This is a genomic window from Agrobacterium tumefaciens, assembly GCF_013318015.2.
Lineage (GTDB): Bacteria > Pseudomonadota > Alphaproteobacteria > Rhizobiales > Rhizobiaceae > Agrobacterium > Agrobacterium tumefaciens.
Genome location: NZ_CP115843.1, coordinates 445,162 through 467,910, shown reverse-complemented (window position 1 = coordinate 467,910; position 22,749 = coordinate 445,162). Strand labels below are relative to the sequence as shown.

21 protein-coding genes and 1 riboswitch are annotated in these 22,749 nt (G+C 57.5%); of the genes, 8 read left to right on the top strand and 13 right to left on the bottom strand.

The genetic code is table 11. The features are described from left to right. Positions 1 to 27: 27 nt before the first annotated feature. From G6L97_RS25435 to ribB, 3 genes are all read left to right on the top strand, one after another. The gene (locus G6L97_RS25435; RefSeq protein WP_083211621.1) at positions 28 to 417 is read left to right on the top strand and encodes a DUF302 domain-containing protein; all 390 of its coding nucleotides are present in this window, start codon (positions 28 to 30) and stop codon (positions 415 to 417) included. Positions 418 to 523: 106 nt separating this feature from the next. Further along, a complete protein-coding gene (locus G6L97_RS25430; RefSeq protein ID WP_141680510.1) occupies positions 524 to 850 on the top strand; it encodes a hypothetical protein in 327 nt (108 codons plus the stop codon). A gap of 667 nt (positions 851 to 1,517) precedes the next feature. Continuing rightward, positions 1,518 to 1,667: riboswitch (FMN riboswitch) on the top strand. A 119-nt stretch (positions 1,668 to 1,786) separates the two neighbouring features. Beyond that, on the top strand, positions 1,787 to 2,428 hold the full coding sequence (gene ribB, locus G6L97_RS25425; RefSeq protein ID WP_035200834.1) for a 3,4-dihydroxy-2-butanone-4-phosphate synthase: 642 nt from the start codon (positions 1,787 to 1,789) through the stop codon (positions 2,426 to 2,428). A gap of 121 nt (positions 2,429 to 2,549) precedes the next feature. Here ribB and G6L97_RS25420 read toward each other — a convergent pair whose 3' ends face one another. From G6L97_RS25420 to G6L97_RS25405, 4 genes are all read right to left on the bottom strand, one after another. Further along, positions 2,550 to 3,338 carry an SDR family oxidoreductase gene (locus tag G6L97_RS25420; RefSeq protein WP_003517081.1) on the bottom strand — a complete coding sequence of 263 codons (789 nt, stop codon included), beginning with the start codon at positions 3,336 to 3,338 and terminating at the stop codon, positions 2,550 to 2,552. A 15-nt stretch (positions 3,339 to 3,353) separates the two neighbouring features. Next, positions 3,354 to 4,832, bottom strand: a complete 1,479-nt coding sequence (locus tag G6L97_RS25415) for a sugar ABC transporter ATP-binding protein (protein ID WP_065704005.1) — start codon at positions 4,830 to 4,832, stop codon at positions 3,354 to 3,356. Between the two features lie 120 nt (positions 4,833 to 4,952). After that, the gene (locus G6L97_RS25410; RefSeq protein ID WP_065704007.1) at positions 4,953 to 5,882 is read right to left on the bottom strand and encodes a sugar ABC transporter substrate-binding protein; all 930 of its coding nucleotides are present in this window, start codon (positions 5,880 to 5,882) and stop codon (positions 4,953 to 4,955) included. Between the two features lie 132 nt (positions 5,883 to 6,014). After that, a complete protein-coding gene (locus tag G6L97_RS25405; protein WP_003517084.1) occupies positions 6,015 to 6,995 on the bottom strand; it encodes an ABC transporter permease in 981 nt (326 codons plus the stop codon). A 438-nt stretch (positions 6,996 to 7,433) separates the two neighbouring features. Here G6L97_RS25405 and G6L97_RS25400 point away from each other — a divergent pair, with 438 nt between their 5' ends. The 5 genes from G6L97_RS25400 (at position 7,434) to G6L97_RS25380 (ending at position 12,573) form a co-directional block, all read left to right on the top strand. Next, complete coding sequence (locus G6L97_RS25400; RefSeq protein WP_065704009.1) at positions 7,434 to 8,243, top strand: transketolase; 810 nt, start codon at positions 7,434 to 7,436, stop codon at positions 8,241 to 8,243. Further along, positions 8,243 to 9,199, top strand: coding sequence for a transketolase family protein (locus G6L97_RS25395; protein ID WP_003517089.1), 957 nt, complete (start codon positions 8,243 to 8,245; stop codon positions 9,197 to 9,199). The genes G6L97_RS25400 and G6L97_RS25395 overlap by 1 nt, the downstream gene beginning before the upstream one ends. A gap of 115 nt (positions 9,200 to 9,314) precedes the next feature. Beyond that, on the top strand, positions 9,315 to 10,784 hold the full coding sequence (locus tag G6L97_RS25390; protein WP_065704012.1) for an FGGY family carbohydrate kinase: 1,470 nt from the start codon (positions 9,315 to 9,317) through the stop codon (positions 10,782 to 10,784). Positions 10,785 to 10,804: 20 nt separating this feature from the next. Then, positions 10,805 to 11,764 (top strand): sugar-binding transcriptional regulator, encoded by a 960-nt coding sequence (locus G6L97_RS25385; RefSeq protein WP_013637520.1) that lies wholly within the window; start codon positions 10,805 to 10,807, stop codon positions 11,762 to 11,764. Positions 11,765 to 11,787: 23 nt separating this feature from the next. Continuing rightward, complete coding sequence (locus G6L97_RS25380; RefSeq protein WP_065704014.1) at positions 11,788 to 12,573, top strand: SDR family oxidoreductase; 786 nt, start codon at positions 11,788 to 11,790, stop codon at positions 12,571 to 12,573. Here the strand turns inward: G6L97_RS25380 and G6L97_RS25375 are convergent. The 9 genes from G6L97_RS25375 to G6L97_RS25335 form a co-directional block, all read right to left on the bottom strand. Next, on the bottom strand, positions 12,563 to 13,117 hold the full coding sequence (locus G6L97_RS25375; protein WP_035200842.1) for a peroxiredoxin: 555 nt from the start codon (positions 13,115 to 13,117) through the stop codon (positions 12,563 to 12,565). The two genes, G6L97_RS25380 and G6L97_RS25375, sit on opposite strands and share 11 nt — an antisense overlap. A 292-nt stretch (positions 13,118 to 13,409) precedes the next feature. Beyond that, positions 13,410 to 14,144, bottom strand: a complete 735-nt coding sequence (locus G6L97_RS25370) for a helix-turn-helix transcriptional regulator (protein WP_035200844.1) — start codon at positions 14,142 to 14,144, stop codon at positions 13,410 to 13,412. Positions 14,145 to 14,299: 155 nt separating this feature from the next. Next, the gene (hemA, locus tag G6L97_RS25365; protein ID WP_065704574.1) at positions 14,300 to 15,517 is read right to left on the bottom strand and encodes a 5-aminolevulinate synthase; all 1,218 of its coding nucleotides are present in this window, start codon (positions 15,515 to 15,517) and stop codon (positions 14,300 to 14,302) included. Between the two features lie 103 nt (positions 15,518 to 15,620). Next, on the bottom strand, positions 15,621 to 15,881 hold the full coding sequence (locus G6L97_RS25360) for a hypothetical protein (RefSeq protein ID WP_065703235.1): 261 nt from the start codon (positions 15,879 to 15,881) through the stop codon (positions 15,621 to 15,623). Positions 15,882 to 15,936: 55 nt separating this feature from the next. Next, positions 15,937 to 17,754 (bottom strand): methyl-accepting chemotaxis protein, encoded by a 1,818-nt coding sequence (locus tag G6L97_RS25355; protein ID WP_065703234.1) that lies wholly within the window; start codon positions 17,752 to 17,754, stop codon positions 15,937 to 15,939. A gap of 390 nt (positions 17,755 to 18,144) precedes the next feature. Then, on the bottom strand, positions 18,145 to 18,438 hold the full coding sequence (locus tag G6L97_RS25350; protein WP_065703232.1) for a hypothetical protein: 294 nt from the start codon (positions 18,436 to 18,438) through the stop codon (positions 18,145 to 18,147). Positions 18,439 to 18,661: 223 nt separating this feature from the next. Then, complete coding sequence (locus G6L97_RS25345) at positions 18,662 to 19,804, bottom strand: HD domain-containing phosphohydrolase (RefSeq protein ID WP_065703230.1); 1,143 nt, start codon at positions 19,802 to 19,804, stop codon at positions 18,662 to 18,664. Positions 19,805 to 19,815: 11 nt separating this feature from the next. Next, positions 19,816 to 22,014, bottom strand: coding sequence for an ATP-binding protein (locus G6L97_RS25340; RefSeq protein WP_244517126.1), 2,199 nt, complete (start codon positions 22,012 to 22,014; stop codon positions 19,816 to 19,818). Next, positions 22,011 to 22,520 (bottom strand): molybdopterin-dependent oxidoreductase, encoded by a 510-nt coding sequence (locus G6L97_RS25335; RefSeq protein ID WP_035201449.1) that lies wholly within the window; start codon positions 22,518 to 22,520, stop codon positions 22,011 to 22,013. The genes G6L97_RS25340 and G6L97_RS25335 overlap by 4 nt, the downstream gene beginning before the upstream one ends. Positions 22,521 to 22,749: the final 229 nt, after the last annotated feature.

Genomic DNA, 22,749 nt, shown 5'->3' with positions numbered 1-22,749 from the left:
ATGCGCCGGTCGCCAGGGAGTGAGATCATGGCCTATACACTCGATAAGACAATCAAAGGCATGCCATTTGACGCTGTGGTCGCAGCCACGAGGGAGGCCCTGTCGACCAAAGGATTCGGTGTGCTAACCGAAATCGATGTGCGAGCGACAATGAAGAAGAAGCTCGACGTCGATATAGCTGACTATCTCATTCTCGGCGCCTGCAATCCGATGATGGCGCTTGAGGCGATGAAGATGGAGCCCAGGATCGGCGCCATGCTGCCCTGCAATGTGATCGTGCGATCGCTGGAGGAAGGGACCATCATGGTCAGCGCCATCGATCCCGTCGCCTCGATGCAAGCGATCGACAATCCCCACCTCAAGACGGTCGCTGGCCAGGTGAGGTGTCTGCTGCAAGACGCCGTCGCCGCGATCTGAGGCATTGGTTCCCCTGCACTGTCGCAGGCTGCCTGAGCGGGTCTTGATTGCGCCCGGCTTGTGGCGGTGTCTCCGATTTCGCGCTCAGGTCTCCAGGGCACGCCAGATGTTGCGGATGATTGCACAGCGTGGCTTGTCTTCTGCCGCCAAACGCAGCTCGGCCTGGAGGTCCTGGCTCGTTTTGTGTGAGACAAATGACCAGTCCCCAAACGATCCGAACGATCACCAGCGCAACAACGAGGTCAGGGTAGAATCCCAAATGGCCAAAAGCTGTTTCGATCGCGTTTGCAAAAAAATGGCCGGCGGTCGCCACGACTATCCCCCAGAACAAAGCACTGACCAGATTGATAGTGAAAAAACCAAAGGGGGACACACCGGAAAGACGGGTGATGACAGCACTTACCATCCGAAAGCCGAATATGAAACGGAATGAAAAGATGAGAGCGTCAGGGTGAGCGACCAAAAGTGCCTTCACTTGCTCGGCGTGAGGCGCATGCATTGCTCGGTTCCCGAATGGAAACGATTGGCGTAACGACCAGCATAAAACAGGGTCTGGTAACCTATCCACGAACCGCAACTGCAGCGGCCGCAACTTCCTAATAAGGCATCATGCCTTGACATTGCACTTGATAAGGACGCTGCGCTCATTTGGGAAAAGCTAATGGCGCAAGGAAAGGCAGTGGGCAGCCCGCGAAGCGGGTTGGACACAATCGTGGCTGCCATTGCTCAATCCAATAGCTGCTTGTTCACCAATAATGAGCGAGATTTTTACATGATCGAAATCATCAATCCTCGTCGAGGAAAGGCACGCTGAAAGACTTGGGAGATCTAGTGCCTCGAGTTCGCTTCCTCAGAACAGCTCAACTCATTGAACAGCCTTCCTTTTGGATCGACCGCGACGCAGCCTACCAAATGCTTCTCGTCGCCGAACTTGCAATTGCGCTACCCATAACCGCCACCGTCCGGTCTCTTACCCCAGACAATTCTTATTCCGAAATGAAATACCCGGTCTCGAATATAATCGGGATATCCGTTTCGCACGCGCGGAGCCTGTCAAAATATTGCCGCTTGCTTCCTCCCCATTTGATAACTTATGTTGGCAATGTTCTCAGGGCGGGGTGTAATTCCCCACCGGCGGTATCGGGATATTCCCGGAGCCCGCGAGCGCTTCCGGTCTCCAAAGCCGGAAGGTCAGCAGATCCGGTGAGAGGCCGGAGCCGACGGTATAGTCCGGATGGAAGAGGACAAGGCAAAAGACGCCCGCATGCAGCGGGCTTCGCATTGCATTGTTCGCCCAAGGGATATTTGGCGCTTCTTGAAGCGCGAAAATGCCGCAAAACGGCATAACCCTTGAAAGGCTTGAAAGAAAATGACCATTGCTAAAATTGAAGACGCAATCGAAGCCATATCCCGTGGCGAGATGGTAATTGTCGTTGACGACGAAGACCGCGAAAACGAAGGCGATATCATCGCCGCGTCCGACAGCATAACCCCGCAGCAGATCGCATTCATGATGAACCATGCGCGCGGGCTGATCTGCGTCGCCATGCCGGGAGAGCGCCTCGACGCGCTCGACATTCCGCTGATGGTGTCGCGCAATACCGAATCCCTTAAGACAGCCTTCACCGTCTCCGTGGACTATATTCCCGGCACCACGACAGGCATTTCCGCTGCCGACCGGGCAAAGACCGTGCGTGCGCTGGTGTCGGAAGGCTCGCGTCCCGAAGACTTCGCCCGCCCCGGCCATATCTTCCCGCTACGCGCCAACCCTGAAGGCGTGCTCGGCCGCACCGGCCACACGGAAGCCGCCGTCGATCTGTGCCGCCTGGCCGGCAAGTACCCCTGCGGCACCATCTGCGAAGTCGCCAATGACGACGGCACCATGGCCCGCCTGCCCCAGCTCGAAATCTTCGCCGAACGCCACGGTCTGCTCGTCGTGACGATCAAGGACCTCGTTGCCTATCTGAAGGGCGAGGTTGTCGAGGAAGTGGCGCAGAAGCAGGTTGCCTAGTCTTCACGCGCCTGTGCGGTGAATAAAAAACGCCCGGCGAAAGCCGGGCGTAAAATCAAAAGGCAGACCACCTTACCTCTTGCACGTGGTCATCAATTCGGGCGGAGCTGCCGCGCAAACCCTACCAGCAGCAGAACCCGCCATCTACCAAAAGGTCCACGCCCGTCACGAAGCTCGCCGCATCTGACAGCAGGAAGATCGCCGGGCCGACCATTTCATCGACGCCCGCCATGCGCTGCATCGGGGTCTGCTCTTCGAACAGTTTCGTCTGGTGCACCATTTCCGGCCGCGTGTTCATCGGCGTCGCGGTGTAACCCGGCGAGATGGTGTTGACGCGGATGCCGCGCCCCACCCATTCCATCGCCATGGATTTGGACATGTGGATGACGCCAGCCTTAGATGCATTGTAGTGGCACTGCATCAGGCCGCGATTGACGATGACGCCGGACATGGAGGCAATGTTGACGATTGCGCCGCGACCGTTCTTCAGCATGGCATTGGCTTGCGCCTGGCAGGAGAGGAACACACCCTTCAGGTTGATGTCCATCATCGTCTGGAACTGGCTTTCCTCCATTTCCTCGGCAGGATTGGCGTTCGCGATGCCGGCGGCGTTGACGGCAAGCGAGAGAGCACCGAGTTCGGCCTGCGTGCGTGCTACCGCTTCGCTCAGCGCCTGCTTGCTGGTGACATCGGCGGCGATTTGGATCGACTTGCGACCAGCCCTGGCAATGAAATCGGCCGTCTGCGCCAGGCCGTCATCGGTGCGGCGGTCAAGCAGCGCGACATCGGCACCGGACTGGGCAAGCCCCATGGCGATCCGCTGGCCGATGCCGGAACCGGCACCGGTGACGAACGCCACCTGGCCGGAAAGATCGAAGAGTTTCGGCGCGTTGAGCGTGATGGTGGACATTCTCTATTTCCTTCTTCAGATGGTTGCCAGTTCCATGACCGAGACGTCGTTGGCCTCGTCGCGATTGAGGATTCCGGCCTGTTTTCCCTGTGCAAGAACGAGGATACGGTTTGAAACGCCCAGCACCTCTTCGAGATCGGAACTGACGACGATGACGGCAACGCCGCTTTTGGCCAGACCGACGATAATATCGTAAATGCCAGCCCGCGCGCCGACATCGATGCCGCGCGTCGGCTCGTCCAGCACAACCACGCGCGGGTTACGTGCAAGCCATTTGGCGATGACGACCTTTTGCTGGTTGCCGCCGGAGAGATCCGAGGCAGGCTGTTCGCTGCGGCCCTTCACGCCGAATTTGGCAATTGCCTCCTTCGTAAAAGCACGCTTGATGCTAGGCGTTATCCAGCCGGTGCCGACACGGTCGAGATTGGCGTAGATCAGGTTTTCACCGATCTCATGCTCGACAACCAGCCCCTGAAGCTTGCGGTCTTCCGGCACCATGACGATGCCCTTCGCAATCGCATCCGCCGGGCTTTTCAGCGTCAGCACCTGTCCATCGAGCAAAACCTCGCCCGCACTGGTCGGATCGGCACCGGAAATGGCACGCACCAGTTCGGTGCGCCCCGCGCCGATCAGCCCGGCAATTCCAAGAATTTCGCCTGCACGGACGCCGAAACTGATGTCGCGGAAAGAATTGCCCGTGCCAGTCAGCCCCTTGACCTCTAGCACCGTTTTTTCCTGCGGTTCGGGCAGCGCCGGGAACAGGCGTTCCAGCGACCGGCCGACCATGCTTTCGACGATGGTGCGCACAGGTGTCGCGCTGTCTTCAAATTCATGCACCCGCTCACCGTCGCGCAGCACGACGATGCGGTCGGTGATCTGCCTGATCTCTTCCATGCGGTGGGAAATATAGATGATGCCCACGCCCTCGGCGCGCAGCTTGCGAACCTGCTCGAACAGGGCCTGGGTTTCCGCACCGCCAAGGGCCGCCGTCGGCTCGTCGAGGATCAGGAGCTTGGCATCGAGCGCCAGCGCCTTGGCGATTTCGATCAGCTGCTGGTTCGCGGTCGAAAGGCCCGAAACCTTGCGGGTTGCGGGAATATGCAGATTGAGCCGCGCCAGCTGCTGCTGCGCCCTTCGCACCATTTCGGCGCGGTCGACGATGCCGTTCTTCATCGGCCAGCGGCCGATAAAGACGTTTTCAGCGATGGAGAGCTCCGGCAGAAGCTTCAGCTCCTGATGGATGAGTACAATGCCCTTGTCTATCGCCTCACGCGGCGAAGCGGGTGTATAGGGCTGGCCAAGCCAGGTCATCTTTCCTTCGGACGGCTCGCGGGAACCGGCGATGATGCCTGACAGGGTGGACTTGCCCGCCCCGTTTTCACCCAGCAACGCCACGACTTCACCCGGATAGACGTCGAGATCGACGCTTTTCAGAACCTCGAGCGGGCCGTAACGTTTGCTGATGCCACGGAGCGAAAGAACCGGCTCGCGCATGACGGGACCTCCTGGGAAACACGCGTGGCAGCGATGCGCCACGGCTTTGCGTCCGAATTGCCTGAAAACGAACAGATGACGCCCCCGCGCATCCGGATGGAGTGCGCGGGGGCGGATGTATCAGGGATGATTGGCAATGAAGCCGTCGACGTTTTCCTTCGTCGTCAGCGTCGCCTCGGAGAGCTGCACGGCCGGAACCTTCTCGCCGCCGACGATCTTGACGGCCATCTCGACAGCCGTGCGGCCCATCTTCTGGGTCTGCTGCGTCGCTGTCACGTCAAAGACGCCGTTCTTCAGCGCCTCAAGCGCTGCCGTGTCGCCATCGAAGCCGCCAACGACGATCTTCTGCGAAGGGTTGGCGACCTTGATCGCCTGTGCCGCGCCGAGCGCCAGACCGTCTGCCTGGGCAAAGACGATGGAAACATCAGGATTGGCCTGCAGCATGTTCTGCATGATCTGGAAGCCTTCATCCTGGCTCCACATGTTGGACCACTGTTCGGCAACGATCTTCACGCCGGAATTGGCCTTGACCGATTCCATGCAGCCCTTGGTGCGGTCGACTTCCGGTGTCGTGCCCTTCTGGCCATGAATGATGACCATCTTGCCCGAGCCGCCTGCCTGCTTGATGATGTAGTCGCAGACCGACTTGGCGGAAGCGACGGAATCGGTTGCGAGGAAGGTATCGCCCGGTGCGCCGTCGGCATTGCGGTCGATGTTGATGACGGGCACACCGGCCGCCTTGGCAAGCTTGACCGGAACGGTCGCCGCAGCGGCACCAGCCGGAATATAGATCAGCGCGTCGATGTTCTGCGTCAGGAGATCCTGGATCTGGTTGACCTGCGTCGGACCGTCGCCCTTGGCATCGACGGTGACAACGGTGATGCCGCGCGTCTTGGCTTCGGCTTCGACGGCCTGCTTGATCTGGTTGAAGAAGTTCGCCTGAAGATTGGCAACGGCAAGGCCGATCTTCTTGACTTCGGCGGCGTTGGCTGGACCGAGCGACAGGGCGAGAAGGGCGGCGGATGTCAGCAGAATGCGTGAAAATTTCATGATTATTCCTCCATTTGTTGATTTTTGACCTTCGGGCAGATCAAACCTCCTCCCCTTCGGCCGCTTTTCACGCCTCCCATACCGGGAGGGTCGTCTATTGCGCGGACGGCTCATCGCCCTCCGCAGGCAAATTCAGCTTCTGCGCCGGCGCAATGTTTCAGCGCCCACGGCCAGCACGATAACCACACCGATGATGACCTGTTGCAGAAAGGGAGAGACATTGAGCAGGTTGAGGCCATTGCGCAGCACACCGATGATGAGCACGCCGATCAGCGTTCCGCCGATGCCGCCGGCACCGCCCGAAAGCGAGGTCCCGCCGATGACGACAGCCGCGATCGTATCCAGCTCGTAGCCAAAACCGCTGGAGGGCTGCACCGAGTCGAGACGGGCTGCAAGAACGATACCCGCCAGACCGGCAAGAACCGCACAGGCAACATAGACGCAGATCGTCACCAGGGCGACGTTGATGCCGGCAAGTCGCGCCACTTCCGGGTTGCCGCCAACCGCATAGACGGTGCGGCCTTCGGAGCGGAAGCGCAGGAAAAGAAACGACACCAGAACAACGACCAGCATCAGCAGCACGGTCGCCGTCAGCACGCCGAAATGGCGGTCGATGGCCAGCATCATGAACCAGTCAGGGAAACCGACGATCTGCTGACCGTCCGTGATCATATTGGCAAGGCCGCGCGCCACCGACATCATGGCAAGCGTCGCGATGAAGGCCGGAACCCGGAAGGCGGTGACGAGAACGCCGACGACAAGGCCGCAGGCTGCGGATGCGATGAGCGCCAGCATGATGGCCATGCCCATGGGCATGCCCGCGACATTGGCTGTCCAGCCCATGATCATCATCGAAAGCGCCAGCACCGAACCGACGGACAGATCGATGCCGCCGAGCAGAATGACGAAGGTCATGCCAACGGCCATGATGCCGAGCACGGTGATCTGGTCGAGGATGTTGAGACCGTTTCGAAGCGACAGAAAATTTTCGCTGGTGAAGGTCAGGAAGACACACAGCAGCAGCAGGCCCAAAAGAGGTCCGGTCGCACCGCTTAGCCAGGCAAGCGGGCTTCTGGTGTGCGTAACCCCCTCATTGCGTTCAAGCACGGACATGGCTCCTCCAAGTGGCTATCTTGCATTTTTTTAAACCGATTAGAATAATTATTCATGCTCGGTGAAACATGCATAAGCCAGTTGAGAGAAACTTGTCAATAGGCTTGGAGGGCGGGACGGGCCTTGCGGGTGATGGGATGGCTTCACACCTGCGCCTCTCATCCCGTTCCGGTGCGCATCGCGGGAATCCAGCGCAAGCGCGCCTGCGTGGCAAGGAGAGCCCTTTCAGCCAAAGGACTTAGGCTGAGCAGGTTCCTTTTACGGACCGAGGAATGAGGCGGAGAGGCGCGCTTCATCATTGGTGAAAATGAAGCGGCAGAAATAATCGGCACGGATTGAAACAGGACAATTCACAATTCCGGCTTGACAGAAACGCCACGTCTGCAATTATATAAACAGCTGTATAAATATTCACACGCATGTTTTGAAGAGGATCCCATGCAGCCCACAGAGCTAGAGCGCATTGCGCGCCAGATTCGCCTTCGCGACGTCCAGGCTGTTTTCGAAGCGGGTGCCGGCCATATCGGCGGAGAAATGTCGGCGATCGACATCATGACCGCCCTTTATTTCCGCGTATTGCGCATCTGGCCGGACGAACCGAAGAACCCTGCCCGCGACCGTTTCGTGCTGTCGAAAGGCCACACCGCCTGCGCGCTTTATGTGACGCTCGCCAAACGTGGCTTTATCCCGGAAGAGGAAATCTCGACCTTCCTGCAACCCAATTCCCGCCTCAATGGCCACCCCAACTGTAACAAGGTACCTGGGGTCGAGACCAATACCGGCCCGCTTGGCCACGGGCTTCCAGTTGCCGTCGGAATGGCCAAGGCGGCCAAGCTTTCGGGAGCGGATTACCATACCTATGTCATGACCGGCGATGGCGAGATGCAGGAGGGCTCCAACTGGGAAGCCATCATGTCCGCCGCGCAGTTCGAGCTTAACAATCTGACGCTTATCATCGACCATAACCGTTTCCAGCAGGGTGCTGCGATCTCGGAAACCAACGATGTCGCGCCGCTTCGCCCGAAGCTTGAAGCATTCGGCTGGGAGGTGAGCGAAATCAACGGCAACGCGATGGAAGAGATCGTTCCGGCGCTCGAACATCGCAGCGAGCGCCCGCATTGCATCGTCGCGCACACCAATAAGGGTCACGGCATTTCGTTCATGCAGGACCGCGTCGACTGGCACCACAAGGTTCCAAGCAAGGAACAATACGAAATTGCCGTCAAAGAACTTTCGGAGGCATTGTAATGAACGCGCCCGTAACCGCCGCCAAACTCTATGATTGCCGCGACGCCTTCGCCGAAACGCTGGAAGCGCTGGCCGCTGCAAACGACAGGGTCGTGGCCGTTTGCAACGATTCGGTCGGCTCCTCGAAGCTCGGCGGCTTCAAGTCGAAATTCCCCGAGCGCCTCGTCAATGTCGGCATTGCCGAACAGAACATGGTGGGCGTCGGCGCCGGCCTTGCCAATGGCGGCCAGCTTCCCTTCGTCTGCGGCGCATCCTGTTTTCTGACCGGTCGCGCGCTGGAACAGATCAAGGCAGACCTCGCCTATTCCAACGCCAATGTGAAGCTCATCGGCATCTCCTCGGGCATGGCCTATGGCGAACTGGGTCCGACACATCACTCGATCGAGGATTTCGCCTGGACCCGCGTTCTGCCGAACCTGCCGGTCATTGCCCCCTGCGACCGCATCGAAACGGCCGCCGCCGTCAAATGGGCTGCGGACTATGCCGGGCCCTGCTTCCTTCGCCTGTCGCGCGTCGGCGTGCCGGACCTTCTGCCTGATGGCCACGTCTTTGAACTCGGCCGCGCCAACCTGCTGCGCGAAGGTTCCGACATAACGCTGATCGCCAATGGCACGCTGACACACCGCATCGTCAAGGCCGCCGATATTCTGGCCGGTCGTGGCATCAAGGCGCGTGTGCTTAACATGGCAACCGTGCGCCCGATCGACGAGGCGGCCATCATTGCCGCAGCGAAGGAAACCGGCGCAATCCTGACGGCTGAAGAACATTCGATCTTCGGCGGTCTCGGCTCTGCCATCGCCGAAGTTGTTGTCGATCACGCCCCCGTGCCGATGAAGCGCCTCGGCGTTCCGGGCGTCTTTGCCCATACCGGCTCGGCAGAATGGCTGCTCGATGAGTTTGGCATGGCACCCGCGGCCATCGCGGAGGCTGCAGCAGCGCTGCTCAAGAGAAAGTAAGTCTCCTCCCAGGGTCGTCGCGTGTCTTCGGATGCGCGGCGACACCCTTTGCAATATCGTCGTTTAATCACCGCAAGGCTGAAACGAAAAAACTGCCGACGAAAGAACTCAAGTGATGCGCGCCATTCTGTCCATCGATCAGGGCACCACCAATTCAAAGGCCATTCTCGTTTCTGAAACAGGAGAATTGCTGGCGCGCGGTTCATCGCCGGTCGGCATCACATATCCGCAGCCCGGCTGGGTCGAGCAGGATCCGAACCGTATCTGGGCCTCGGTGCGCGAAGCGATTTCCGCCTGCCTGTCTTCGGCACCCTCTGCCGTCAACATTGAAGCCATCGCCATCTCCAACCAGCGCGAATCGGTGACGATCTGGGACGGCGAAACAGGCGAGCCGCTTGGCCCGGTCTTGAGCTGGCAATGCCGCCGCACTGCGCAGGAATGCACCGATCTCATCGGCAAGGGCCATTCCGAACGTGTCATGGCGCTGACCGGCCTGCCTATTGACCCGATGTTTCCCGGCGCCAAGATGCGCTGGCTGATGGAGCGTGCGCCGAAGGGCCGCAGCCTTCGCCTCGGCACCATCGATAGCTGGCTGATCCACTGCCTGACCGGCGGCAAGGTGCATGCCTGCGACGCCTCCAACGCGGCCCGAAGCCAGGTGCTCGATCTCAACCGGCAGGTGTGGAGCGAAGAGCTTTGTGACCTTTTTGGCATCGACATCAACGCCCTGCCCGACCCGCGCGACAGCAGCGGCGACTTCGGCGTGACATCAGGTGTTCCCGGCATCAAGGACGGCACGCCTATTCTGGCTGCCGTCGGCGACAGCCACGCCGCCCTCTTCGGCCACGGCGCCTTCAATCCCGGTGACGGCAAGGTGACGTTCGGCACCGGCTCATCGGTGATGACGACCCTGCCGCATTTCATCGCGCCAGAGCGCGGCATCACCACGACTGTTGCCTGGAGGATTAACGGCAAGCCGACTTTCGCCTTCGAGGGCAATATTCTTGTGTCTGCCGCCTCCCTGCCGTGGATGACGGACATTCTCGGCCTGCCAGATGTCGCATCTCTAGTGGAGCTTGCCGCGACCGCTGAACCAGATGGCCCCGGTTTCGTCCCGGCCTTTGTCGGCCTTGGCGCGCCCTATTGGGATTCCAATTGCCGCGCGCTATTTTCGCAGATCAATTTCAGCACAAGTCGCGCGCAGATGGCCCGCGCCGTTACCGATTCCATCGCCTTTCAGGTTTATGACGTCTTCTCGACCATGCGCGCGCAGTCGCCCTCCGGCTTCGGACAGCTTTTCGTGGATGGCGGGCCGAGCCAGAACCGTTTCCTCATGCAATGCGTCGCCGACATGCTGGACCACCCCGTCATCCAGCGTGACGCGCCGGAAGCCTCCGCACTTGGCGCGGCCTATCTTGCCGGCCTCGCCCTCGGTCTGTGGAGCGATCTCGACGCCATCGCCGCGCTCAACAGTCACGGCAACGCCATCCCGCCTTCGTCCAGTGACGGCAGGCAACGGCTTGCCGTCTGGCGCGACGCGATTGCGCGCTCGACGTTACCTGTGACGTCGGGTAAGGGTGAATAAAAATTCACCCTGGAGGGCTTATGGGCAGGATCAACGAACTTCGGATGATATCCCGCGTGGCGCAGATGTATTTCAGCGAGCACAGGCGGCAGGCGGAGATTGCCGAACATCTCAATCTTTCGCAGGCCACCGTCTCGCGCATGCTGAAGCGTGCCGAAACGGAAGGTATCGTGCGCACCAGCATCATTCCGCCGCCCGGTACCTATAGCGATCTTGAAGCACAGCTTCGCGAACGCTTCGACCTGCCGGAAGCCATTGTCGTCGATTGCAGCGAGGATCGCGACGGCGCGATCATGGCCCGCATCGGCGAGGCTGCCGCGCATTTTCTCGAGGTGACGCTGTCGCAAAACGAGATCATCGGCGTTTCCAGCTGGAGCCAGACGATCTTCAAGATGGTGGAAAACATCCATCCGCTGAAGGGCGCCAAAGCGCGTTACATCGTCCAGACGCTGGGCGGCATGGGCGATCCTTCCGTGCAGACGCACGCGACCCAGATCACCACCCGGCTGGCGCGGCTGACGGAGGCCGAACCGAAATTGCTGCCGGTCCCCGGCGTCGCCACCTCTCGCGAGGCCAAGCTTTTGATGCTGGCCGATCCCTTCGTGCGCGAAACCATCGATCTTTTCGGTTCTATCACGCTCGCCATCGTCGGTGTCGGCGCCGTCGAGCCATCGGAGCTTCTTGCACGTTCCGGCAATATCTTTTCCGCCAAGGAGCTTGCCGATCTCGCACAGGCGGGCGCCGTGGGCGATATTTCGCTCAGGTTCTTCGACAAGGACGGCAAGCCCGTCAAGACACCGCTCGATGACCGGGTCATAGGCCTTCCGCTGGAGAACCTCTCCAATGTCGACCGCGTCATTGCACTCGCCGGCGGCTCGAAAAAAACCGAGGCGATCGCCGGTGCGCTCAGAACCGGCGTGATCGATGTCCTTGTCACCGACAAATTCACCGCCGAACGACTGGTCGGCACAGAAACATAGCCGTTATCCCATAAGGAGGAGACATGAGGCGCTTTGAAGGTCAATCCGTATTCGTGACCGGAGGCAACAAGGGCATCGGTTACGGCATCGCCCGCCGTTTTGCCGAGGAAGGCGCGAAAGTCGCCATCGCCTCTGTCGACAAGGACACTAATGACGCCGCCAAAAAGCTGGCGGACGAAACCGGCTCAGTCACCCATGGCGTGATCCTCGATGTGCGGGATGCGGCGGCGGTGCGCGAGGCCTATGGCGCAGCCGAAGAGGCAATCGGTCCGCTTTCCATCTCGGTCCAGAACGCCGGCGTCATCACCATCTCCAAGATCGAGGAGCTGAAGCAGGAACAGTGGGATTTCAACCTCGATGTCAACACCAAGGGCGCGTTCCTGTGCTGCCAGGAAGCGATCCGCCGCTTCCGCGCAAGTGGCACCAAGGGCCGCCTGGTTAACACCGCCTCCGGCCAGGCCCGCCAGGGTTTTATCTATACCCCCCACTACGCCGCTTCAAAATTCGGCGTCGTCGGCCTCACGCAAAGTCTGGCCAAGGAACTGGCGCCCGAAGGCATCACCGTCAACGCCATTTGCCCCGGCATCATCCACACCGAAATGTGGGATTATAACGACCGCGTCTGGGGCCAGATGCTCGGTGACTACAAGCCCGGCGAACTCATGGCCGAATGGGTGCGCAACATTCCAATGCGCCGCGCAGGAACACCAGCCGAAGTGGCAGCCTTGGTGGCGTTTCTCGCCTCCGAGGATGCGGCCTACATCACCGGCCAGACAATTAATGTCGATGGCGGGCTGATCATGTCGTAGCACTCAACCAATCGATGACGGCATCTGCGTTCTTCTCTGGCGGATGGACCGGGTAAAAGACATGCTTGATAACGCCCGTTTCGATAATCATCGTGAGCCTCTTGAGCAGTGTCAGGCCTCCAGCCTGGAAAGTTGGAAGGCGGAGGGCTGACACCAGAAGGAGTGAATGATCGGAAAGCAGAGGAAACGGCAGGTGAAGCCGCTCTGCTGCCTCTCGCTGATACTCCGTGGTCTGCGTAGAAAGGCCAAACAGACGCGTTGCTCCCAATGCCTTCAGTTCAGCGAAATGATCACGAAAGGCACAGGACTGCGGTGTACATCCCCTCGCGCCGGGTATTGCGTCCCATCCGTCAATCGCCTTTCCTCCGGGCGGGCTTGTCCGGGGGTAAGCATAGACCACGGTTAACCCCGGCTCACGCAGATCGACGGTCGTGCCATCCGTCGCAGCCAAACCAATGCCAGGCAACTCCATCCCGGGTAAATGCCTGGCTGCTCCGTCGTCACGTGGGGTAACTAATTGCTCATCCCCGCCGGGTTCAATCATTGCCACCTCGTTGCTCTTCCTGTCTGTCGACGTTGCGACGTTAGCCGATTTTTAGACGGGTGTACCGCGTCTTCGTCACACGCAACTGGTAATCCGCGGATAAGGCTCAAAACGTCCAGCGCGTTGCAAACCGGCGTCTCACGCGGGCAGCAGCGACGATCAGCCCAAGCGGAATCGAAGCTTCCGATTACAGGCTGCATGGACGATCTGAACTGATGATCTCATGACCTTCTAAAGAAAGGCTGTTTTAGCATGTGCCGACACTGCTAAAATTTTTTTGTCAAAACAGCCATTAGGAAATCAGTCGTCGACGTATCGCCTCAGCAATCGCTTGCGTTCTGTTCGACGCTCCAAGTTTTTTGACTGCCGACTTAATGTAGCTATTAACGGTATCAACCTGATAACCTGTCACCTTGGCAATGCCTGCACTCGTCAGGCCAAGACTGGCTTGAGAAAGACAGGCTATCTCGCCCTTCGACAGACGTAAATGTTGAGCGGCGAAGCGCTCCATTAGTGGTTTGGTTATAGCCGTGTGGATCGGTTCCGCTATAAGCGTGAGAAATGTGAGCTCGCTCTCCGTAAAAGCTGATGTACGGGCGAAGCCAACTGCGCCGTAAACTGTATCCTCTCGCAAAATCGGCACCATAGTTCTGTTATGAACGCCGAAGGTGCGCTGGAGATATAGCAACCGCTGTGGGACTTCCGCATCCTGGTAGACTTCGCTTTCGACCATCACGGTTTTTGACGCCTTTGTCGCAGCAATAAACGGATCGACCTTGGACAGCTTGCCTTCCATATATGCCTCGATAAATCCCGGCGGAAGGTCTGTATCGATGGAAAACCCGTCACCGAAACGATAGTGGTCAACGTCGAGGCCCGAGATCGAGATGTAGTCGAATGGCACGCCTTGGCGAAACCTGTCGATGAGATCGTTTTTACCGAAGTACCGGTACTTGGGTACCGAGCTAAGGTCTACATAGGGATCCAGCGCATCAGGTGCGAGGACAGACAAGGCGCTGACTGGCATCTTCGACTCAATTGTTGAATGTGCTACCCTACTTATGGAGTTGAATAGTTAACGACGAATTAACGTCTGGCATGATCGGATGACCGAATGTTTGACGATGCAGTCGCGCCAAGATGTATGGATCTGCATATACTGCCAAATATCAGTGTTGGGCCTTAAGCCACGGCACGCGCCAGCGCACAATGCGACCAGAGCTGGTGCAACGCGCCGACCAACTGTTCGATGTCGGCATCGGTGTGCAGCGGTGTCGGCGTGATGCGCAGACGCTCGGTCTTGCGCGGCACGGTCGGATAGTTGATCGGCTGGACATAGACGCCGTGATTGTCGAGCAGGATATCCGAAATCCATTTGCACTTGGCGGCATCGCCCACCATGACCGGTACGATATGGCTGGGATTGTCCATATGCGGAATGCCGCGTGCATCCAGAAGCCCCCGCAGCTTGCGCACCCGGTCCTGATGGCGGGTGCGCTCAAAGGGGCTTGCCTTCAGATGCTGGATCGAGGCGATTGCGCCGGCAGCGAGCGACGGCGGCAGGGCCGTCGTGAAGATGAAGCCGGAGGCGAAAGAACGGATAAAATCACAGACCGCCGTGGACCCGGCAATATAACCGCCCATCACGCCGAAAGCCTTGCCGAGCGTTCCCTCGATGATCGTCAGGCGATCCATCAGGCCTTCGCGCTCGGCAATACCGCCGCCGCGCGGTCCGTACATGCCAACGGCATGGACTTCGTCGAGATAGGTCATGGCGCCATAACGATCGGCAAGATCGCAGATTTCCTTGATCGGGGCGATATCGCCATCCATCGAATAGACGGATTCAAAGGCGATGAGCTTCGGCGCGCTTGGATCGGCTGCCTTGAGCTTTGCCTCGAGATCTTCGAGATCATTGTGTTTCCAGATCACCCGCTCGCAACGGCCGTAACGGATGCCTTCGATCATCGAGGCATGGTTGAGCGCATCGGAGAAAATGATGAGGCCCGGAATTTTCTGGCCAAGTGTACCGAGTGTCGCCCAGTTGGAAACGTAACCCGACGTGAAGATCAGCGCCGATTCCTTGCCGTGCAGATCGGCAAGTTCCTGTTCCAGCAGGACGTGATGATGGTTGGTCCCAGAAATGTTCCGGGTGCCTCCCGCACCCGCGCCACAGTGATCGATGGCGGCTTTCATGGCTTCGATGACTTTGGGGTTCTGGCCCATGCCCAGATAATCGTTGGAACACCAGACGGTTACGTCCTTGCGCTCGCCATTGGCGTTGTACCGTGTCGCGCGGGGGAAATTGCCCTGCTGGCGTTCGATATCCGCAAAAACGCGATAGCGTCCCTCAGAATGCAGGCTCTGCAGTTCCGTCGTAAAAAATGCCTCGAAGTCCATGCCATGCTCCAGTATCGTCTCGAACCGGTAGCCTCATCTGTCCTGTCCAGGTTCCCAAATGACCTGGGCGCGACAAAAAGGCGATTGAACCCAGAAAGAACCGTCAAGAATCTTCCATCCAGTGGGAAGCAGCAATTCGTCGGCGTTTCTCTGCGATCGCTGAAACAAGCGCGTTCGCGGATATCATCGCAGCCAACTGCGCCTTTCCTAATTCCAGCTCCACGGCCAACTTGGCCAACTCGTCGCGCAGGCGCTCGACGGCACCGGTCATAAAATCGTAGTCTTGCCGGATCGTTTCCTGGGCAGCTATGGGCAATTTAACACTGCTGCATATGTCGATTGGAAAGTTCAAAACGTTTGTCATGTGAGCTGCCTTCCGTGAAGGAATTGAAGACGTGACGTGCAGAGCAGGGTCAATTCTAAAACTCTTGCCAATTGTCGGGAACAGCTCCGCCACTTACTCTGCCAGTCATACTGGTGATCAATTGCCTTGCAGGCGAAGGCACGGGCCGGTGGCCAGGCTGCGCAAGCTCGAGCTTCCGGTTAGACGTGTTGTCCGACGAATGATTGGCGCCCCGCAACGAAGCCCTGCTCGCAGTCCCGCCCAACTGGAACATTTCAATGAGATCCCGGAGACGAGCTGTTTCCTGCGCAAGCGTCGCACTGGCAGCATTGGTCTCTTCAACCATTGCGGCGTTTTGCTGGGTCACCTGATCCATCTGGTTGACCGCAGAGTTTACCTCCGACAGACCTGTCGCTTGCTCTTTGGCCGAACTGGTAATAGCCTCCATGTGGTCGTTGACCGCCACAATGTTCTGCTGGATGGTACGCAAGGCCTCGCCGGTCTCGCTAACCAGCTTCACCCCTGTGCTGACTTCTTCGGATGAATTGCGGATCAGACCCTTGATCTCCTTGGCTGCTTGTGCGGAACGTTGCGCGAGTTCTCGCACCTCTTGCGCCACCACCGCAAATCCCTTTCCAGCTTCGCCGGCGCGGGCCGCTTCGACTCCGGCATTGAGCGCCAGGAGATTGGTCTGGAAGGCGATCTCATCGATGACGCCAATGATATTGGATATCTGGTTGGACGAACTCTCTATCCGCGACATCGCGCCAACGGCATCGGCAACAACCTTGCCCGAACGCTCTGCGTTCCCACTCGCGGTAGCCGCGGCATGACGAGCCTCCTCGGCCCGCTTTGCGGCATTGCTGACGTTGACTGTTATCTGATCAAGGGCAGCGGCCGTTTCCTCAAGCGAAGCTGCCTGTTGTTCGGTGCGTTTGGACAGGTCCTCGGCACTTTGACTAATCTCACGCGTACCCGTGTCGATCTGATCAGTCGAGCGCGCGACATCACTTAGCGTGTCGCGCATTTGGCTAATTGCGTCATTCATTGTGTTCCGCAAGCCTTCAAAATCAGGCGCGAACGGGCGATCAACGCAAAATGACAGGTCGCCCTGAGCAAGCTTGTTCAGCGCCTCGGCGATCGTATTAACCGCGTGGACGCGCTCGGTTACGTCAGTCGCGAACTTCACGACTTTGGTAACTTTTCCCTTGGAGTCCAGAATCGGGTTATAGGATGCGTTGATGACAACCCGCTTGCCGTTCTTTCCAAAGCGGGTGAACTCGGCCGCTTGAAACTCGCCGCGGCGCAGGGCATCCCAAAATTCCTTATATGCGGGTGTTCTGGCATATTCCGGATCGACCAGAATACTGTGGCTGCGTCCCTTTATCTCGTCCAGCCGATAGTCGATAGCCTTCAGGAAATTTTCGTTCGCTGTGATAATTTCACCCTCGGTTGTGAACTCGATGATGCCCTGAACCCGGCTGATTGCGACCATCTGGCCCTGCAAATCAACATTTTGCAGCCGTTCTTTCGCGTTCGCCCACTCAACGACGAAGCCGGTGGTTTTGGTACCCTCCAGGAGCGGTGTAACGATAAGATCAAACGCGCGGTGCCCGACCCAGATAGTCGCCCGATGCTGCGCCTTTAGCGCGGCGAGCATATTTCGTTGATGCGACGGGTTTTTATGGAATATGTCGATGTTACTGCCGACGAGCTTTCCAAAGTCGAAACGCGGGAGTTCCTTCTTTAAATCCGTCTCCGCTTCCTTGAGCAGTGCAGTAACCGCCTCGTTCATGTATCTGATCTTCAGATCGGCGTCCGCGATCATGATGTTGGCAGTAATGGAGTTCAACGACATCGTCTGCATACGGGAAATTTTGGAACTGCCGAACATCTTCAGATCTCTCCTTGGGCGATCTTGTAAGAGAGGCTAACACACGGCCCCTGATCGTGTTTGTAGTCGTGCGAAAGCCACACTCAGCCGGTTGGAGGCAGCAAATCACGCTACTTCCATGGAGCAGACAGCTCGGTTGGTGATGCCGTTACCGCCGTCGCGGGGTGCTATATCCGGTCACGGCGCATCAAAATTTCGGAATTGGACATTTGCCGTCCCATGCCAAGCAGCCTGTCGCGAAAGCGACTTGCTTTTTCCTGGAGAGACCGACCTCATGTCGATCCCGACTTATCGTCTGGACACCCTATTAATAGGGTAAAATGATTAAGCTTTGCTGAATGCTAATATATACAATACTAAAGTATATCGCCGATTCCATCAGGATAGCCTTTATTTGGTGTCGCTCACTTCCTGCCGATTGTTGTCGTTATCCACGGCAGTAGAATTCCGGGTAACCTGTCGCACACCATAAGCAAAAGCGGGATCGAGGAAGCAAATCGTGCTGTCCGCTTCTATGACGATTCCGTCCGTCTGGAATCGGTCAAGAGGCCCAACACTCGCTCTGTCTGCCACCAGAAGGATCGAAGCCCCATGCACTTGGGCAACAAACGATCGCGATGTATTCGCTGGTTTTTCTGCTGAGAATCCGAATTTATCTGCCAGATCGACCGTAGGTATCGCCATTCCCCCCAAGGGTTACTGCACCAAAAACCTCTTTTGGAGAGTGCGGTGATGGCGCTTGGCAAACCTCACGGATCGTGACCGTTTTGTGCAAAACTCATACCGGAGATGGAACGCGCTGATTTCGCTCATCCGCCTGCCGCGTGCTGGACTGCGTGTGCGTGCGGTCATTTGCCGCTCACTTTAGACGTCGACTGAAAGATCGTCGGTGGTTAGGCGTTTGGCGTCACGCAACCTGCATTGTATTCTGAACACCAGTTCCGTCTGCCGTTGATCGGCGAGCCTCGGCAGCGGCAACAGAGTGGAAGCGCGCGTGAACGGGATCCTGATTGTTGGCAGCTGCGCGATCCTTTTCCATGACAGCTAGCAGAGCCGGCAATGCTGTTTCAAATGCGCTGACGCATCCCGGGTCGAACTGGGTACCCGCGTTATCACGAATGTGCGCTACCGCCCGTTCCACTGACCAAGCCTCCTTATACGGCCTCACGGTCGTCAGAGCATCGAAGTTGTCGGCAATCGCAACAATCCGTCCGGATATGGGAATGTCGTCTCCCGACAAGCCGAACGGATATCCTTGCCCGTCCCAGCGCTCATGGTGGCTGCTGGCAATCTCGGCTGCCAGTTGCAGCAGGCCCGATTTCGACTCGCGAAGGATGTCAAATCCGACCACCGTGTGCCCCTGCATGACGGTAAACTCGTCGTCTGTCAGCTTGCCGTTTTTCAAGAGGACAGCGTCTGGGATCGCCACCTTTCCGATGTCATGCATTGGTGAGGCAAGCCTGATGTCAGAACAGAGTGCTGCATCCATTCCATAGGACCTTGCAATGGCCTCGGAATATAACCCTACACGACGGGTATGGCACGCGGTTTCACAATCCTTGTAGCTGGCGGCGATTGTTAGCCGATCGATGATTTCTTCTTCGCGTGCCCGAAGTTCGGCAACCGCTTTATCGACCTCGGTGCGCAGCCACTCAGCCTTGTCGGCAAGCTTGTTGCGTGCCTCCACAAGCGCTACGAGATTTCGAACGCGGGCTTGAAATTCCAGCGGATTAACCGGTTTCGTCAGGAAATCGATTGCGCCTGCATTGAGTGCCGCCATCCGGGTTGCGGTGTCTGTGTCAGCCGTGACGAACACGACTGGTTTATCGCGGTGCCGTTCAAAACAGAGCAACTCGGTCAGCAGTTCTATCCCGTTATAAACAGGCATCTGGAAATCGATAATTGCGATGTCAAAGTCGAGCCGCGGTGCCGATATCAGCACCTCTTCGGGCTTCGAAAAAGCCACTGACTCGCAGCCAGGAAGCTTTTCAACCAGCTTGGTAAGCAGCGAGAGGTTCGTCTTATTGTCGTCTACCAGAAGAATGCGCATGCATTTATTCCTTAAGCGGCGAGGCGTTGCCTGAATTCGTCGACGGTTTCTGAGAGTTTTTCTATGCCGTTTTTCGACACGGGCCCACTTCGAAGCTGCTGTGATGTGTCGGCAATCTGCTGTAAACCGACACTGCTTGCCGCTCCTTTTATGGTGTGAAGGAGATGGTCAGCGCTGCGATAATCATTTGCGGCCATTGCTTCATGAAGCCCCTGCAGAAGAGTGGTTGCATCGTCGAAGAAGCTGGACAACAGTTCATCGAAGGTTTCTTCCCCGAGAGCTTCAACGATTTCAGCTCTGCGTGTCGCGAATGAATTGTCGATATCAAGAGCCTGCCCGACGATGTTCATTGCCTCCGGTTCGGAAGGGTCAAGCGCCTCTATGATGCCACGCAACTGCTGCAACGAAACGGGTTTCGACTGAAAACCGCTCATTCCCGCTTCGGCGCAAAGTCTGCGATCGTCGTCCGAGGCGTTTGCAGTCATTGCGATGATCGGCGTTTGGGGCTTGGACTTTTCGGCGTCACGGATCAGCCGTGTGGCTTCGATCCCATCCATCCTGGGCATCTGCATGTCCATCAAAATCAGATCGAAAGGTTGCCGGGCAACCGCCTCGACCGCCTCACAACCGTCACTGACAATCGTGACCTTCTGCCCGAGATGATTAAGGAAGCCGGCTGCGACCTGCTGATTGACGAGATTGTCTTCGACTAGAAGGACATTGAGCATAGGCAATGTGCCCGACGGTCCACGCTCGACCGTGTTAGCTGGCGGGACTGGCACTGCAGCGGCCACGACGGGAATTTCGAACCAGAATGTGCTTCCCTGCCCCTTCGCGCTTTCGACGCCAATTCGGCCCATCATCGCTTCGACAATTTGTTTGCAGATCGTCAGACCAAGGCCGGTACCTCCATATTTGCGACTGATCGATGCATCCACCTGAGAAAAAGGCTGGAAAAGCCTGCCAAGGCCATCCTCGTCAATCCCGATGCCGGTATCTGATATTTCGAAGCGAAGGATCGAATTTTGAGGCGTTTCAAGCTCCCTGACGCATAAAGTGATCGTCCCGTTGGAGGTAAATTTGATGGCGTTGCTGAGGAGATTGAGAAGAACCTGCCGTAACCGAGTAGGATCAGTACTAACTGCGGGGGTCTTGAACCTCTGCGGCACGACAAGTGCGATCTGATTACCCTGTTCGGTGGCGCGGTCGCGAACCATTTCGATAGTCGTCGAAAGAACGGATGAGAGATCCACGGGCCTCATCTCGATGTCGAGCTTACCGTGCTCAATCTTTGCAAAATCCAGGATCTCGTTAATAACCTCAAGGAGGGCATGTCCCGATCGTCTGATCGTTTGCATGCCCGACGCCACCGATGGCGTCAATGTCGAAAGCTCAAGCAGTTCAGCGGTACCGAGGATGGCATTCAAAGGTGTGCGGACTTCATGACCCATCGTTGCCATGAACTGGGACTTGGCTCGGTTACCCGCCTCGGCGTCGAGATAGGCCTCGTTGAGTTCATTCGAGATCATTTCGAGACTAAGTCCCGCGAGACGCACGGATTTCAACTGGCGGCGCAACGTGAAAATGAGAACCACGACACAGCCCACCAAGAGGATGACCAGTCCGCCGGACTTCAACTGAAGAGCGAGTAACGCTTCACGCGCGTCAGCGCGTTCTGAACTCACATTGCTATTTGTATAGACCAGAAGGCTCTCGGTCGCTGACACGAGCTTTTCAAGGTCGTCGTCAACAGCTTCCGATTTTTCGGGCTCGAACGTTCCACGCGCATTGAGAGCGTCGAAGAAGCCAACCTTCCCCAGTACAACCGAGCGAATCTCCGAGATATGGCGCTCAACGGACGAGTCGAGTTTGAACTTTCTTTCGAATGAGGTTTTCTCCAGAATATTTATCCGTGAGTACAGGATGTCGTAGCGGGTAACGAGTGCCTTCACAGCGACGGTTGAGTAGTCCCTCTCAGCCAACATGACATGAAGTGCCTCATGCAGGCGACGCGCCTCGCGGTCGAGTTGATACACAGACCACAATGCGTTCTCCCGCACCCCGTCCTGAAACGACAGGTACCTTTGGGAAATGTCCGTGAAGAGGAAGATGAGGCCTACCAGAAGCATGACCGCAAAGCCTTGTAGAACAACCGTCGCTTTACTGGCCTTGCGGATGATATCGCCGCTGCTTCGGGCCGAGAACGTCACTCGGAAACCTCAATGGTCTTAATCTGCCAGACGGAGCGCGAGAAGTATTTCTCGTTAAAAAGGCTCGCATCCTTGTCGAAAGGATAGATAAGAAAAAGCGGCCCCTTGTCACGCACTGACATGGTGTCACCGTTTATTCTTGTCGCGAGGATTGTGTCGAGCTTTGCAGCATCTTCCATTGGAACGTTGGCCGAATAGTCATTCAGTGCAATGACTTTCAATTGGGAGCCATGAGCACCAGCCGCCTCAAGGATAGATCTCAGCAGTGGGCCGGAGAACTTAACCTTGCCTTCTGTCCATGGAGTTTCCATCTCCGCGGTGCGGCTGGCGAGTGCTTCGAGCATGGGAAGGTCAAATTGCGCTGTGCCATTTATGTTAGGATGGCCCAAGTCATGGGCCGACACGGTCAAAACCACCTCGCCTTTTGGTTGATCGAGCGCGAAGGCCCCGATCGGAAAACATATCGCACTCAGAGCTAGTGATGTGAGAACCACACGAATCTGCATCGGGAACTCCATGTAGACGCGACAACGCAAGCGGTGTTCCGCGCAGCTTTTAGCGTCAATATTTTCGGGAAAACGCCTAGAAGACCATAGATTGCTGGCACATACGTAGCACGACATCTCACTGCCAAACTGTGCCGGATCGGCATCATGCCGTCCATCGCTCGTCCAAAAGGACACCCCAAATATAGGGGTGAACTCCTTAAATTATATTAATCTCAACAAGAAGATT

Bases quoted from the DNA above. Each gene is read 5' to 3' on its own strand.
- G6L97_RS25405 (WP_003517084.1), bottom strand. From the start codon at position 6,995: ATGTCCGTGCTTGAACGCAATGAGGGGGTTACGCACACCAGAAGCCCG.
- G6L97_RS25345 (WP_065703230.1), bottom strand. From the start codon at position 19,804: ATGCGCATTCTTCTGGTAGACGACAATAAGACGAACCTCTCGCTGCTT.
- G6L97_RS25375 (WP_035200842.1), bottom strand. From the start codon at position 13,117: ATGATTGAACCCGGCGGGGATGAGCAATTAGTTACCCCACGTGACGAC.
- G6L97_RS25400 (WP_065704009.1), top strand. From the start codon at position 7,434: ATGCAGCCCACAGAGCTAGAGCGCATTGCGCGCCAGATTCGCCTTCGC.
- G6L97_RS25410 (WP_065704007.1), bottom strand. From the start codon at position 5,882: ATGAAATTTTCACGCATTCTGCTGACATCCGCCGCCCTTCTCGCCCTG.
- ribB (WP_035200834.1), top strand. From the start codon at position 1,787: ATGACCATTGCTAAAATTGAAGACGCAATCGAAGCCATATCCCGTGGC.
- G6L97_RS25385 (WP_013637520.1), top strand. From the start codon at position 10,805: ATGGGCAGGATCAACGAACTTCGGATGATATCCCGCGTGGCGCAGATG.
- G6L97_RS25390 (WP_065704012.1), top strand. From the start codon at position 9,315: ATGCGCGCCATTCTGTCCATCGATCAGGGCACCACCAATTCAAAGGCC.
- G6L97_RS25335 (WP_035201449.1), bottom strand. From the start codon at position 22,520: ATGCAGATTCGTGTGGTTCTCACATCACTAGCTCTGAGTGCGATATGT.
- G6L97_RS25355 (WP_065703234.1), bottom strand. From the start codon at position 17,754: ATGTTCGGCAGTTCCAAAATTTCCCGTATGCAGACGATGTCGTTGAAC.
- G6L97_RS25435 (WP_083211621.1), top strand. From the start codon at position 28: ATGGCCTATACACTCGATAAGACAATCAAAGGCATGCCATTTGACGCT.
- G6L97_RS25430 (WP_141680510.1), top strand. From the start codon at position 524: ATGTTGCGGATGATTGCACAGCGTGGCTTGTCTTCTGCCGCCAAACGC.
- G6L97_RS25420 (WP_003517081.1), bottom strand. From the start codon at position 3,338: ATGTCCACCATCACGCTCAACGCGCCGAAACTCTTCGATCTTTCCGGC.
- G6L97_RS25395 (WP_003517089.1), top strand. From the start codon at position 8,243: ATGAACGCGCCCGTAACCGCCGCCAAACTCTATGATTGCCGCGACGCC.
- G6L97_RS25350 (WP_065703232.1), bottom strand. From the start codon at position 18,438: ATGGCGATACCTACGGTCGATCTGGCAGATAAATTCGGATTCTCAGCA.
- hemA (WP_065704574.1), bottom strand. From the start codon at position 15,517: ATGGACTTCGAGGCATTTTTTACGACGGAACTGCAGAGCCTGCATTCT.
- G6L97_RS25360 (WP_065703235.1), bottom strand. From the start codon at position 15,881: ATGACAAACGTTTTGAACTTTCCAATCGACATATGCAGCAGTGTTAAA.
- G6L97_RS25380 (WP_065704014.1), top strand. From the start codon at position 11,788: ATGAGGCGCTTTGAAGGTCAATCCGTATTCGTGACCGGAGGCAACAAG.
- G6L97_RS25370 (WP_035200844.1), bottom strand. From the start codon at position 14,144: ATGCCAGTCAGCGCCTTGTCTGTCCTCGCACCTGATGCGCTGGATCCC.
- G6L97_RS25415 (WP_065704005.1), bottom strand. From the start codon at position 4,832: ATGCGCGAGCCGGTTCTTTCGCTCCGTGGCATCAGCAAACGTTACGGC.